This is a genomic window from Brevundimonas sp. (genome assembly GCF_031082345.1).
Taxonomy (GTDB): Bacteria; Pseudomonadota; Alphaproteobacteria; order Caulobacterales; family Caulobacteraceae; genus Brevundimonas.
The window spans coordinates 1-12,819 of sequence record NZ_JAVHLH010000056.1 but is presented as its reverse complement, the minus strand read 5'-3'; the positions used below and the strand labels follow the sequence as shown (position 1 = coordinate 12,819).

At 69.7% G+C, this 12,819-nt stretch carries 17 protein-coding genes; 7 read left to right on the top strand and 10 right to left on the bottom strand.

All coding sequences use genetic code 11. The annotated features are described in order from the left end of the window. Positions 1–17: 17 nt before the first annotated feature. The gene (gene rpsU / locus RDU12_RS05645; RefSeq protein ID WP_308684242.1) at positions 18–227 is read right to left on the bottom strand and encodes a 30S ribosomal protein S21; all 210 of its coding nucleotides are present in this window, start codon (positions 225–227) and stop codon (positions 18–20) included. 188 nt (positions 228–415) lie between these two features. Here rpsU and RDU12_RS05640 point away from each other — a divergent pair, with 188 nt between their 5' ends. After that, positions 416–1,096: a COQ9 family protein gene (locus RDU12_RS05640; protein ID WP_308684241.1), complete on the top strand. Its 681-nt coding sequence runs from the start codon at positions 416–418 to the stop codon at positions 1,094–1,096. Between the two features lie 490 nt (positions 1,097–1,586). Here the strand turns inward: RDU12_RS05640 and RDU12_RS05635 are convergent, their stop codons facing one another. After that, a complete protein-coding gene (locus tag RDU12_RS05635) occupies positions 1,587–2,663 on the bottom strand; it encodes a 5-(carboxyamino)imidazole ribonucleotide synthase (protein ID WP_308684240.1) in 1,077 nt (358 codons plus the stop codon). Continuing rightward, positions 2,664–3,155 carry a 5-(carboxyamino)imidazole ribonucleotide mutase gene (gene purE, locus RDU12_RS05630; RefSeq protein WP_300293014.1) on the bottom strand — a complete coding sequence of 164 codons (492 nt, stop codon included), beginning with the start codon at positions 3,153–3,155 and terminating at the stop codon, positions 2,664–2,666. 124 nt (positions 3,156–3,279) lie between these two features. Between purE and RDU12_RS05625 the strand changes: the two genes are divergently transcribed. Next, positions 3,280–3,843 (top strand): GGDEF domain-containing protein, encoded by a 564-nt coding sequence (locus tag RDU12_RS05625; protein WP_308684239.1) that lies wholly within the window; start codon positions 3,280–3,282, stop codon positions 3,841–3,843. 4 nt (positions 3,844–3,847) lie between these two features. On the opposite strand, the gene RDU12_RS05620 is transcribed toward RDU12_RS05625, so the two are convergent. Genes RDU12_RS05620 through RDU12_RS05610 form a run of 3 tightly spaced genes read right to left on the bottom strand, consistent with a single transcriptional unit; the run spans position 3,848 to position 5,189 of the window. Then, positions 3,848–4,072, bottom strand: a complete 225-nt coding sequence (locus RDU12_RS05620) for a DUF465 domain-containing protein (RefSeq protein WP_308684238.1) — start codon at positions 4,070–4,072, stop codon at positions 3,848–3,850. Between the two features lie 38 nt (positions 4,073–4,110). After that, positions 4,111–4,578: a TIGR02444 family protein gene (locus tag RDU12_RS05615; protein WP_308684237.1), complete on the bottom strand. Its 468-nt coding sequence runs from the start codon at positions 4,576–4,578 to the stop codon at positions 4,111–4,113. Next, positions 4,575–5,189, bottom strand: a complete 615-nt coding sequence (locus RDU12_RS05610) for a UbiX family flavin prenyltransferase (protein ID WP_300291122.1) — start codon at positions 5,187–5,189, stop codon at positions 4,575–4,577. The genes RDU12_RS05615 and RDU12_RS05610 overlap by 4 nt, the downstream gene beginning before the upstream one ends. A gap of 128 nt (positions 5,190–5,317) precedes the next feature. On the opposite strand from RDU12_RS05610, the gene RDU12_RS05605 reads away from it, so the two are divergent. After that, positions 5,318–5,491 (top strand): YdcH family protein, encoded by a 174-nt coding sequence (locus RDU12_RS05605; protein ID WP_300291106.1) that lies wholly within the window; start codon positions 5,318–5,320, stop codon positions 5,489–5,491. Positions 5,492–5,548: 57 nt separating this feature from the next. On the opposite strand, the gene RDU12_RS05600 is transcribed toward RDU12_RS05605, so the two are convergent. Then, entirely contained in the window at positions 5,549–6,217 is a 669-nt protein-coding gene (locus RDU12_RS05600) for a DUF1013 domain-containing protein (RefSeq protein ID WP_300291108.1), read from the bottom strand. A 214-nt stretch (positions 6,218–6,431) separates the two neighbouring features. Between RDU12_RS05600 and RDU12_RS05595 the strand changes: the two genes are divergently transcribed. After that, positions 6,432–7,025: a beta/gamma crystallin-related protein gene (locus RDU12_RS05595; RefSeq protein ID WP_300291111.1), complete on the top strand. Its 594-nt coding sequence runs from the start codon at positions 6,432–6,434 to the stop codon at positions 7,023–7,025. Here RDU12_RS05595 and RDU12_RS05590 read toward each other — a convergent pair whose 3' ends face one another. Further along, positions 7,026–7,997, bottom strand: a complete 972-nt coding sequence (locus RDU12_RS05590; protein ID WP_300291113.1) for an NAD(P)H-quinone oxidoreductase — start codon at positions 7,995–7,997, stop codon at positions 7,026–7,028. It abuts the gene before it with no gap. Positions 7,998–8,057: 60 nt separating this feature from the next. On the opposite strand from RDU12_RS05590, the gene RDU12_RS05585 reads away from it, so the two are divergent. Then, positions 8,058–8,282 (top strand): DUF1192 domain-containing protein, encoded by a 225-nt coding sequence (locus RDU12_RS05585; protein ID WP_308684236.1) that lies wholly within the window; start codon positions 8,058–8,060, stop codon positions 8,280–8,282. An 82-nt stretch (positions 8,283–8,364) separates the two neighbouring features. After that, entirely contained in the window at positions 8,365–8,895 is a 531-nt protein-coding gene (locus RDU12_RS05580) for a DUF1465 family protein (RefSeq protein ID WP_300291117.1), read from the top strand. A gap of 3 nt (positions 8,896–8,898) precedes the next feature. Here the strand turns inward: RDU12_RS05580 and RDU12_RS05575 are convergent, their stop codons facing one another. After that, entirely contained in the window at positions 8,899–10,461 is a 1,563-nt protein-coding gene (locus RDU12_RS05575; RefSeq protein ID WP_308684235.1) for a L,D-transpeptidase family protein, read from the bottom strand. Positions 10,462–10,624: 163 nt separating this feature from the next. Next, positions 10,625–10,849 carry a 50S ribosomal protein L31 gene (gene rpmE, locus RDU12_RS05570; RefSeq protein ID WP_300289969.1) on the bottom strand — a complete coding sequence of 75 codons (225 nt, stop codon included), beginning with the start codon at positions 10,847–10,849 and terminating at the stop codon, positions 10,625–10,627. 149 nt (positions 10,850–10,998) lie between these two features. On the opposite strand from rpmE, the gene RDU12_RS05565 reads away from it, so the two are divergent. Beyond that, positions 10,999–12,819 (top strand): ABC transporter transmembrane domain-containing protein (locus RDU12_RS05565; RefSeq protein WP_308684234.1); only part of this gene is annotated, 1,821 nt, incomplete at its 3' end.

Below are 12,819 nucleotides of genomic sequence, written 5' to 3'. Positions count from 1 at the left end.
CACAAGATCGCGTCGTCTTACAGCGCGCCTTCGCGCTGTGCCTTTTTACGGGCCAGCTTGCGGGCGCGGCGCACGGCCTCGGCCTTCTGGCGGGCGCGCTTCTCCGAGGGCTTCTCGTAGTGCACGTGGCGCTTCATTTCCCGGAAGCTGCCTTCGCGTTGCATCTTCTTCTTGAGGGCCTTCAGCGCTTGATCGACGTTATTATCGCGAACGAAAATCTGTACCAGGTTGAACTCTCCTTTGGCCGCCCGCCGCGTCCTGTGAGGGAGACGGGCAGACAAATAAAATCTCGGTCCGGCAGACAGGGGTCCGCGGATGAAGGCGGGCTGATACACGTTCGGCCCGGTCCTGTCCAGATCGTCGCGGCAAGATGTGAAGGGTCGAAACGCCCGCCGGACGGGCTTATGCTGGCGCCATGACCGACGCGCCACACCTGTCGAACGACCCGCCTGAAGGAGACTGGGCCGACCGCATGGAACAGGCGGTGCTGGACGCCGCCGTCCAGCGCGCGCCGGCCCTGGGCTGGAACGGCCGCATGGTCCGCGCCGCCTGCGAGGCGAACGGCCTGTCGCGGGGCGACGAGGAGCTGCTGTTTCCCAATGGCGCACGCGACCTGGCCGCCCTGCTGTCGCGGCGGCACGACGACCGGGCCATGGCCTCGCTGGCCGAGGTCGACCCGAAATCGCTGAAGATCCGCGAGCGAATCGCCCGCGCTGTCTCGGCCCGCATGGAGGCGGGCGCCGCCGACCTCGAGGCCACGCGCCGCTGCGCCGCCTTCCTGGCCCTGCCGACCAACACCGATCTGGGGCTGAAGCTGGCGTGGGAGACGGCCGACCTGCTGTGGAACTGGGCGGGCGACACGGCGACCGACTGGAACCACTATTCCAAGCGCGCCATCCTGTCGGGCATCCTGATCCCGGCCCTGACCATGCGCTGGTTCGACGGCAAGGACGCCGCCGACGCCTTCGTCGCCCGCCGCATCGAGAACGTCATGGCCTTCGAGAAATGGAAGGCCGGCAAGGACTTCGACGCCCCGCTGCGCAGGATGACCGACGCGCTGAGCCGGATGCGCTACGGGGCGAAAGCGCCTCAATAGCTTTCGTCATTCCGGGCGAAGGCGCGCGTAGCGCGCCGCAGACCCGGAACCCAGCGGCGCCGCGACGGCGGCGAAACACCGGCGCCTGAGACTTCACACGGCCGGCGCCGACGCTCCCGACAGGTTCGCGCTCGCGCGCGCCGCTGGGTTCCGGGTCTCCGAGGCTGCGCCTCTCCGCCCGGAATGACGAAAGCAGAAAAGGCGGCGAAAACCCTGCCATCCCGGACCCTGTCATCCCGACACTTCGGGCGTCATTCCGACACTCCCGGTCGCGCCGGAATCGTCCCCGAATCCGCTCTGCGTCCGCTTCTGACGCAGGCCCGTGCATACTGGTGAAATGCCTGCCGGGCCTGGTCTTTGACAGTTTCAGAACCCCGCCGCCGCCGTCCAGGCGCGGCGATCCCTCACCCGGGGCATGATCCACGATTGTGCTGAAGTTGGAGTCGGGATTTTTTCAGGGCGAACCCTGTCATCCCGTACCCCCGGACCCTCAGTCCAGCGGCTTCACCCGGTTCACATGGCCCATCTTGCGGCCCGGCCGGGCCTCGGCCTTGCCATAGAGGTGCAGGCGCGCATCCGCCCTGCCGGCCAGCTTCGCCCACTGCTCGACCTCGTCGCCCAGCAGGTTGGTCATCTCGACCCGGGCGTGGGCCGCGGTCGGGCCCAGCGGCCAGCCGGCGATGGCGCGGATATGCTGTTCGAACTGGTCGCAGGCGCAGCCGTCCTGGGTCCAGTGGCCGGTGTTGTGAACGCGCGGCGCGATCTCGTTGACCAACAAGGTCCCGTTCCCGAGATCGAACAGCTCGACCCCAAGCACGCCGACATAGTCGAGGCCCTCGAGGATGGCTTTGGCGATGGCCTTGGCCCGCTTCTCCGTCTTCGCGTCGACGGCGGCCGGGGCGACGGTGGTCTTCAGCACCCCGCCCTTGTGGATGTTCTCGCCCAGCGGATAGACGGCGACCGCCCCGTCGCGGCCGCGCGCGGCGATCACCGAGAGCTCGCGGGTGAAGTCGGCCCTGGCCTCAAGGATCGACGGCGCGCCGCCGACCGCCGCGAAGGCGGCGCCCGCCTCGGCCGCGTCGTGGATCCAGGCCTGGCCCTTGCCGTCATAGCCCTCGCGCCGGGTCTTCAGCAGGGCCGGGGCGCCCAGCCGCTCCAGACCGGCCAGCAGGTCGTCGAGGCTGTCGACGGCCGCGTAGTCCACGGTCGTCGCGCCGACGCCGTTCAGGAAGGTCTTCTCCTCGACCCGGTCCTGGGCCACGGCCAGCGCCCGGGAGCCCGGCGCCACGAGGGCGCCGCCCTCGACCAGTCGCGCCACCGAGGCGGCCGGCACGTTCTCGAACTCGAAGGTCACCGCCTGCGCCACCCGGCCCAGCACGGTCAGGGCGGTCAGGTCGTCATAGGCGGCGACGATCTGGCCCTGGGAGACGCGGCCGGCCGGACTGTTCTCTTCCGGGTCGAGGATGACGACGTTGAAGCCCAGCCGCGACGCCGCCTGGCTGAGCATGCGGCCCAGCTGGCCGCCGCCGAGAATGCCGAGGGTCGATCCGGGGGGCAGGGGCGCCACTCAGTCCTCGACCGTCTCGTGGACCGCCTCGGTCTGGGCCTCGCGGAAGGCCGCCAGCCGTCCGGCCAGGACCTCGTCCGACAGGGCCAGGATCTGGGCGGCGAGAATGCCGGCGTTCTTGGCCCCCGGCTCGCCGATGGCCAGGGTCGCGACCGGCACGCCGCCGGGCATCTGGGCGATCGACAGCAGGCTGTCCATGCCCTTGAGCGCCTTCGACTCGACCGGCACGCCCAGCACCGGCAGTTCGGTCATCGAGGCGGCCATGCCCGGCAGGTGGGCGGCGCCGCCGGCCCCGGCGATGATCACCTTGAAGCCCGCGGCGCGCGCGCCGGTAGCGAAGTCGAACAGGCGTTTGGGGGTGCGGTGGGCGCTGACCACCTTCGCCTCCCAGGCCACGCCCAGCCGGTCCAGCGCGTCGGCGGCGTGCTTCATCGTCGGCCAGTCCGAGCGGCTGCCCATGATGATCGCCACAGGAGGCGTTCCGGTCGTCATGAGTCGTAGCCCTTTCCGACGAAAGCGGCGCGATACAGGACTCGCGTTGCGCCCGCAACCGACGGCGTTAGGCTTGTCACCGGCCGGAGCGTGGTGAGTCGCCGGCCGGGGAGCCCTTTCGCCTGTGACCGACGCGGCCGTCATCGACCCCATCGCCGAGATCGAACGGCTCCGCGCCGAGGTCGAAGCCCTGCGCCGCCGGGCCGAGGCGGCCGAGGCGGCGGCCGACCACGACGTGCTGACGCCGTCGCTGAACCGGCGCGGCTTCGTGGCCGCGATGAAGAGCGCCATGGCCTTCTGCCAGCGCCACGAGGTGCCGGCGGTGCTGCTCTACCTCGACCTCGACGGCTTCAAGGGGGTCAACGACCGGCTGGGCCACGCGGCCGGCGACGCCGCCCTGGTCCATGTCGCCGAGATGATGCGGGCCAATCTGCGCGAGTCGGACGCCGTGGGCCGGCTGGGCGGCGACGAGTTCGGCCTGCTGATGCTCAACGCCGGTCTCGAGGAGGGCCGGGAAAAGGCGCGCAAGCTGGCCGCCGCCCTCGAGGAGACGCCGTTCGAATGGGATGGCCAGTCGGCCGGTCTGGGCGGTTCGTTCGGCGTCCGCGCCTTCGCCGCCCACGCCGATCCGGAAGTCTGGCTCGCCGAGGCCGACGCCGCCATGTGGGTGCGCAAGAAGGGGCGGTGACCGCCTAGGCGATGATGTCCGGCAGGACGATGGCCTCGATCTTCACGATCTCGTCGCGCAGGGTCAGCTTCTTGCGCTTCATCCGGGCGATCATCAGCTGATCGGGCAGGGGCATCTGCGTCAGCGCCTCGATCGAGGCGTCGAGGTCGGCGTGCTCCTGGCGCAATTCCTTGAGCCGGGCGTGCAGCGCCAGCTCTTCCTCGCTCAGAAAAGGATCGTCGTCGTTCATGGTCGGGCCCCGGACGCGGGCTTATAGCGCGCGTCGGCTCAGGCCGGAAGCCGTTCGGCGAGTGCGCTCAGGCCGGGGCGCGGCGTCATCGGCGACCACTGCCGGGCGACGGCGATCAGCGCCTCCAGCACGGGCCCCGGCGCGCCCGCCGGCGCCGGCGACAGGGCCTCCAACGCGGCCAGCAGTCGGCGCTCCGCCTCCAGCTCCACGGCCTTGACCTGGGACCGCACCGCCTCGCGGTCGGCGTCGTCCAGATCGGGATTGCGGCCCTTCATCGCCCGCCGCACGGCCCGCAGCGGCGCGATCGCCGTGTCCTGCCAGGCCCGGGCGACGTCGCAGGCGGCCTCCAGCGTGTCGGCGTCCGGACTGCGCCCGGTCCGCGCCGTCCAGGCCGCCCACAGCAGCAGAGGCACGTTCTGCCCGGCGGCGTCCTGCAGGTGCAGGCAGGCGTCGCCGACCCCGTCGGACGCATAGGCCCGGACGGCCCAGTCCCACAGGTCGCTCATTCGGCCGTGACGCCCTTCAGCCCCGCCCAGCGTCGGACGCCCGACCATTCGAGCCCGAACAGGTCCAGCGCCCGGCCGACGGACTGGTCGACCATCTCTTCGATGGAAGCCGGTTTCGCATAGAAGGCCGGCAGGGGCGGGGCGATGATCGCGCCCATCTCGGTCAGGGCGGTCATGGTGCGCAGGTGGCCCAGATGCAGCGGCGTCTCGCGCACCATCAGCACCAGCGGCCGCCGCTCCTTCAGCACCACATCGGCGGCGCGGGTCAGCAGGGTCGAGGTCACCCCGGTGGCGATTTCGCTCATGGTCCGCACGGAGCACGGCGCGACGATCATCCCCATGGTCCGGAACGAGCCCGAAGCGATCGAGGCCCCGACATCGTTCAGCCGGTGCGTCACGTCGGCGCGGCCCGTCAGGTCGTCGGCCGACAGATCGGTCTCCTGCGACAGGGTCAGCAGGGCGGCGCGGGTGACGACGAGATGGCTCTCGATCCCGAGCTCGCGCAGCGCCTCCAGCGTGCGCACGCCGTAAGCCACGCCGGACGCTCCGGAAATTCCGACGATCAATCTGGCGGGCGTGGAGCCGGAATGGTTCCGTACGGCTCCGTTCACATCTTCGGCCAATTCGGGCTCCAGGGTGGTCCGTATCAGGACGGTCGGCAGTTCACTGGAATGTGATTCTACAGCCGGTCAGACCCGGCGCTGACTGTACTGGTCCCTTAGACATGGAGGCGCAAGCCATGACCATCGAAGCTCGTATCCGCGAACTGGGAAACCGTCACCGCAACCTGGATGAGATCATCCGCCGCGAGACGACCCACCCGGCCACGGACTCGCTTCGCGTAAGGGAGCTCAAGCAGCAGAAGCTCCGGCTCAAGGAACAGATCACCAGTCTGGAGGCCCGAGCGCACTAGCGACGGCCTCCCGCAGAAAGAAAGACGGCCCCGGAGCGATCCGGGGCCGTTTCATTTTCAGTCTTTGGGGCCGAACACCGAAGCGGCGGTGGGCTCGGCGCCGCGGCGCTCGCGGGCTTCCGGCACGAACTCCGGCTCGGCCGGCTCGGCGGCGTCGGCGGGCTGCAGGGTGGCGCCGCCCTTCTTGGCGTCGTCCTTCGCCTTCTTGTCGGCGGCCTTCTTGACCAGTTCGTCAAGCGCCAGCTGGCCGACCAGACCCAGGGTCACCGGGTCGACCGGCTTGATGTTGGCGCTGTTCCAGTGGGTGCGGTTGCGCACGCTCTCGATGGTCGACTTGGTGGTGCCCAGCAGTTTGGCGATCTGGGCGTCGGTCACCTCGGGGTGGTTGCGCACGAACCAGGCGATGGCGTCCGGACGGTCCTGACGGCGCGAGACCGGCGTGTATTTCGGCGCCGGCTTGTGGCTCTTCAGCAGTTCGGCGTGGCGGCTGACCACGGCCTGCATGCGGTAGGTCTCGTCGTTCTGGGCCTTGTCCAGTTCTTCGCGGGTCAGCTGGCCGTTGACCAGCGGATCGGCGCCGCGGATGTCGCGCGCCACGTCGCCGTCAGCGATGCCGCGCACTTCCAGCGGATGCAGGCCGCAGAAGTCGGCGATCTGCTCGAAGGTGAGGGAGGTGTTGTCGACCAGCCAGACCGCGGTGGCCTTGGGCATGAGGATGTCGGTCATGAGCGTCTATGTTTCTGTTTTTGGCCCGCTGCGGCGGGTTCCGGATACGACGGCGCCCGACCTTTCGGCCGGGCGCGTATGTCATCGATATAGGCTCATTCGCGGCAAAAGAAAACGAAAGCCGTCATCGTCATACAGCCAAGGTTCATCCAGCCTGCTGAACAGTGGCTCCACAGACGCGTTGGGCGTCATGGAAACCTGATTGGAGGGACCCATGCTGATCGAAACCCTTGCCGCCATGGCGGTTCTTTCCGGCGCCGGCCAGGAGTTCGCCCCCGGCGGCTTGCAAGAGCGCGTCGCCCCGCGCGGCGACTACCGCGACAGCTGCAGCGGCGCCTACGTCAACCGCGGCCGGCTGTACGCCGACTGCCGCAACCGGCGCGGCAATATCCGCGGCACGTCGATCGAATTGAACCGCTGCGCCGATTACGAAATCCGCAATGACAACGGCCTGCTGGTCTGTGGTCCGCACCGGGGAACCTATGAGGACCGTCCGGGCGGCGGCGGCGGACGGCCGGACGACGGAGGCGGCTGGGACGGCGGCCGCAACGCGATCACCGTCTATCGGGACGCCCTGTATCGGGGCTCGTCGACCACCTTCCGCGGGGCCATGCCGAACCTGCGCAACACGGGTTTCAACGACAACATCAGTTCGATGCAGTTCCGCGGAACCTGGGAAGCCTGCACCGACGCCTATTTCCGCGGCACCTGCCGGACCTTCAGCGACGATGTCTGGAACCTGCAGCAGCACGGGATGAACGACCGGATCTCGTCGCTTCGCCCCGTTGGGCGCGGCGGCCGCTGGTAGTCAGGCCGTCAGCACGATCTTGCCGACGTGGTCGCCCGCCTCGAGCCTGAGGTGGGCGGCCGACGCCTGTTCCAGCGGGAAGCTCGCCTCGACCGGCGGCCGGACCAGACCGGCCGCCACCCACGGCCAGGCGGTCGCCTCGACCGCCGCGATCAGCCGGGCCTTCTCATCGGCCGGCCGGGCCCGCAGGGTCGAGCCGGTCAGCACGATCCGCTTCATCATCAGCCGGGCCAGATCGATCTCGGCCCGCGCGCCCGACAGGGTGGCGATGACCACCCAGCGGCCGAACGGCCTGAGCACCGCCTGGTTGAGCGCCGCATAGTCCGCCCCGACCATGTCCAGCACGACATCGGCGCCGCCGAAGGCGTTGATCGACGCTTCCAGATCGTCCGCTCCGGCGTCGAGGCTGAGATCGGCGCCGAGCGCCCGGGCGGCCTCGGCCTTTCCGGCCCCGCGGGAGGTGGCGATCACCAGGGCGCCGGCCGCCTTGGCCATCTGGATCGCCGTGACGCCGATGCCGCTGGTCGCGCCGTGGACGAGCAGGGTCTCGCCGGTCTTCAGCGCCCCGGCCTCGAAGACATTGGCGAAGACAGTGCAGACCGTCTCCGGCAAAGCGGCGGCCTGGACGAATTCGAGGTCATCGGGGACGGGCAGGGCGTGGCGGGCGTCGACGACGGCGTAGTCCGCATAGCCGCCGCCGCCGAGCAGGGCGCAGACACGGTCGCCCACGGCCCAGCGTGAGACGCCGTCGCCAAACTGATCCACTTCGCCGGCGACTTCGAGCCCCAGGATGTCGGACGCGCCCGGCGGGGCGGGGTAACGGCCCTGGCGTTGCAGCAGATCGGGACGATTGACGCCGGCCGCTCTCACGCGGATGCGAATCTGGCCCGGCCCGGCGACCGGATCGGGCCTCTCGACCAGCGCCAGCGCTTCAGCGGGTCCCGACCCGCCGGTGATTTCGACAGCCCGCATCGGCTCCCCGTTCTTGCAATCGTCCCTGTCCGGGCGTTCAGATAGGCGCTTGCCTGTGGATTGGCCAAGAAGGAGGCGGCGATGTTCGAGGATCTGGAGCCCCGTCCGGCGCGGGGCGCGCCTCTGATCGCCCTGACGCGCGAGGATCTGGACGGCTATTCGGTCGAGGACCTCAAACAGCGCATCGCCGGGCTCGAGGCGGAGATCGCCCGGTCGAACGCCGCCATCGAAGGCAAGTCGTCGCAGCGCAACGCCGCCGACGCCATGTTCAACTTCCGCCCGTGAATCAGCCGGTTGGCATGGCCGTTGCAGTCGGCTCATGCACCGCGCGAAACCGTGCCGGTCGTGATACGGATGCGCCTTGCACATGAGTCTGACCGAGTTGATGCCCAGCGACGACCTCACCCCATCCGCCGGACGCACCCGCGCGGCCGTCGTCGACGACTTCGCCCGGTCGGAGCTGTTCGACCGCACCTTCCGCGAAGGCATGGAACTGGTCGAGGAGACCGCGGCCTATCTGGACGGCGACGGGCGGCGGGAATCCAAGCTGCTGTCGCGCACCACGGCCCTGGCCTACGCCGGGGAGAGCATGAAGCTGACCACCCGGCTGATGCAGATCGCCTCCTGGCTGCTGGTCCAGCGGGCGGTGCGCGAGGGCGACATGACGGCTCTGGCGGCCTGCGACGCCCGCTACCGTCTGGCCGACCGCAAGATCGAGACCGAGCCGACGCATCCGGAACTGCCCATCGCCCTGGTCGAATACCTGGTCCGGGCCGAGAAGCTGTACGACCGGGTCCTGCACCTCGACCGCCGCATGTACCTGGACGCGCCCGAGGAGGAGGCGGTCAATCCGGTGCAGAGCCAGCTGGACCGGCTGACGGCGGCGTTCAGGCAGTAGGCCCTACGGCCCGACGTCGTCGGCGTCGCGGCCGCGGCCGTCGTCGACCACCTTGGGCAGGCTGACGGCGATGCCGAGTGCTTCCGCCAGCTTGCCGTCGCGGCCGTAGACATCCTCGCGGAAGGCGACGCGGCCCTGGCCGTCGACGAAGGCGGTCCAATACAGCAGCCGCACGGTGATCTCGCGCCCGGTCTGGATGCGCTTGGTCTCGCGCGTGTCCTGGGCCTCGTCGAACTGGGCCAGAAGGCTGGGATCGGGCGACAGCAGCAGGCGGGCGAACTCGACCGCGTCCTGGACCCGCACGCAGCCGTGGCTGCGCTGGCGCATGGCCAGGTTGAAGGCGGACTTGGTCGGGGTGTCGTGCAGGAAGATGGCGTAGCTGTCGCGCAGCTCGAACTTCACATAGCCGAGGGCGGCCGTCGGTCCGGCGCGCTGGATGACCGTGCCGTTCGAGATGTACATGTTGTTGGCCGCCAGATAGCCGGGACCCTTGGGCAGGATCTCGTTCCGGGCGATCGAGGCCGGGACGTACCAGGGCGGATTGGCCACCACGGAGGCGAACTGCTTCTCGAGGCTGGGCGTCTGGTTGGCCGGCGATCCGACCACGACGCGATTGGAGTGAACCGGCTTGCCGTCCTTCCAGTAGACCATGATGGCGGCGGCGGTGTTGACCTCGATCCGCTCGGGCGCGACCTCGCGCGCCAGCCAGCGACGGCGTTCCAGGTTCAGGGCGATCTGGCGCGCGCGATCCTCGGACGAGGCGGACAGGGAGCGCTGGGTGCCCGTGCCGATGCGGCCGTCGGCGGCCAGGCCGTGCCGGATCTGGAAGCCCTTCACAGCCTCCACCAGTTCGGGACCGTAGTAGTTCCCCATACCGGCGAGCTGCGCGGCGGCGGTCGCCGACAGATCACCCTCCGCCACCAAGCGCTCGATCAGCACCGGAATGCGCGGATCGCTGGTGTCTGGCTCAATGGTCGGGCCTGACTGGAAAACCGGCCAGCTGCGGCCTTCGCGGATCATGCGCCGATAACGCACATAGCCGGCCGACAGGTTGGAATAGCCGATGTCGGTCGGAGCCAGCCCCTCGAACCAGTCGATCAGCCGGTTCTGGGCCAGGGCGTCGTTGAGCCCGAGGGGCAGATCGACGCGGTTCTTCTGCATCTCCCAGAGGTCTTCGACCGTTTCGGGCCGCACCCGGCCCTCGGCCAGCACGCGGCCATAGCCCAGGGCCGCCGCCGTCGTGCGCATCTCGGCCGCGGCCGGGACGGACGCCAAGGCGTCGAAATCGAAGAAGTCGCTCTGCGACAGGCCGTGGCGCTCGGCGCGGCCGGCCGCGCCCTGCAGCGCGCGCAACCGTTCCGGCGTCCACACCGGCCGCCAGCCGTTCAGCTCATAGAAGGCGCGGACGTCGGGCTGGATCGTGGCCGGCAGGCGGGCCAGCTGGTCGTTGAAGCTGTCATAGAAGCTGACGGCCGCCGGATCGCGGACCTGGGCCATGGCGAGCCCTCCGCTTGCCGACGCGATGGCCGCCGCCGCCGCGCCCAGACCCAGTTGTCGTCGATTCATAACTGCTGCTCTTCGCCCAATTCCACGCAGAATCCTGCGTCTACGCCCCGGTGTCCAACGCGGCCATGTTATCGGCGTTCCGGGCAAACAGAAAGGCGTCGGTCCCGGGACCGACGCCTTCGTGATCGTCTTGGCGGGGGGTGTGGCCGTAAAGCCAGACCGCCTACTTCTTGATGAAGCCGCCGAACTTGTTGTTGAAGCGCGAAACGCGGCCGCCGCGGTCCATCAGATGCTGGTTGCCGCCGGTCCAGGCCGGGTGCGTCAGCGGATCGATGTCCAGGTTCAGGACGGCGCCTTCCTTCTGGTAGGTGGAGCGCGTCTTGTAGGTCGTACCATCCGTCATCGTCACGGTGATGAAGTGGTAGTCGGGGTGCGTATCGGCCTTCATGGTCGTTGTCCGGTCTCTGCGCGGTGACGATGCCGACCGTCTGTGCGCGAAAATGAGAAAACCCGCCGACATCCCCCGGCAAGGGGTTTGGGGCGGGAATGAGCGGCGGCGTTTACACCGGGGGCCGTTCCGGGGCAAGAGGCCCGGCCATGACAGACACCGCCGCTACCGCTCCCGACGCCGCCGACCTTCGTGGACGGCCCGGCGCGGGCGCGCTGCTGATCGAGCAGATGGGCGACGCCGGCCAGCGCCGGGCCAGGCGGCGCGACATCCGTCCGCTGGGGCGGCTGCTGCCCTACGCCCTGCGCCACAAGGGCCATATGGCCATGGCGGCGCTCTGGCTGATGCTCTCGACGACGGCCTCCCTGGCCCTGACGGTGGCGGCGCGCGGGGCGATCGACAACGGTTTCGAGAACAACGGCGAGCGGCTGGACCTGTGGTTCATGGTGCTGGCGGCCAACGCCCTGTTTCTCGGCCTGGCGACGGCGGTGCGCTACTATTTCGTCACCAAGACGGGCGAGCGGGTCGTGGCCGACGTGCGCAAGGGGCTGTTCGAGCGCATCCTGACGCTGGATCCGGCCTTCTACGCCCAGATGCGCACCGGCGAGGTGCTGTCGCGCCTGACCACCGACATTGCGCTCGTCGAGACCCTGCTGACGACCTCGGTGTCCTACGCGGTGCGCAATCTGCTGACCCTGATCGGCGGAACCATCCTGCTGTTCATCGTCAGTCCCAAGCTGACCGGGCTGGTCCTGCTGATCGTGCCGCTGCTGCTCGGGCCGCTGTTCCTGTTCGGACGCAAGGTCCGGCGGTTGACGGTGGCGTCCCAGGATCGCTTCGCCAATGCGGTGGGATTCGCGGGCGAGAGCGTCGACGCCATCGAGACGGTGCAGGCCTTCGGGCGCGAGAAGAGCGCCATCGCCCGCTTCGGCGAGGCGGTGGAGGCGGCCTTCGGGGTTTCGCTGGTCCGCATGAAGGCCCGGGCCCTGATGACCGCCATGATCATCGCCGTGATGTTCGGCGGGGTCACCCTGGTCCTGTGGCTGGGGGCCCAGGACGTGATCGCCGGGCGGATGACGCCGGGGGCGCTGCTGCAGTTCGTGCTGCTGTCCGTGTTCTCGGCCGGGGCCGTCGGCGCGCTGGGCGAGAGCTGGGGCGACGTGCAGAAGGCCGCCGGCGCCATGGAGCGGATCGACGAGCTGATGCGCAGCACGCCCGAGATCGCCGCCCCGGCCGCGCCGCGGGCCCTGCCGCAGCCGCCGGTCGGCGAGGTGTCGATGTCGGCGGTCCAGTTCAGCTATCCCGGCCGGCCCGACCTGCCGGCGCTGAAGGGCTTCTCCCTGACCGTGCGCCCCGGGGAGACGGTGGCCCTGGTCGGGCCGTCGGGCGCGGGCAAGAGCACGGTCTTCCGCCTGCTGCTGCGCTTCTACGACCCCCAGTCCGGCGTGGTCTCGGTGGATGGCGTCGATGTCCGCGAGGCCGATCCGGTGGCGGTGCGCGACCGCTTCGCCTGGGTCTCGCAGGAGACACCGTTGTTTTCCGGATCGGCATCCGAAAACATTCGGTTCGGGCGGGAAGCTGCGAGTGAGGATGAAGTGCGCGCGGCTGCCGAGGAGGCCCAGGCGCTGGGGTTCATCGAGGCCCTGCCGCAGGGCTTCGACACGCCGCTGGGCGAGCGCGGCAAGAGCCTGTCCGGCGGCCAGCGCCAGCGGCTGGCCATCGCCCGGGCCCTGGTCCGCAATGCCCCGATCCTGCTGCTTGACGAGGCGACCTCGGCCCTGGACGCGGAGAGCGAGCGGCTGGTGCAGGCGGCGCTGGACAAGGCGATGTCGGCCCGCACCACGATCGTCATCGCCCACCGCCTCGCCACCGTCCTGCGGGCCGACCGCATCGTGGTGATGGACGACGGGCAGGTGGTGGAGGAGGGGACCCACGCGGCCCTGATGGCGCGCGGCGGCCTGTACGCCCGG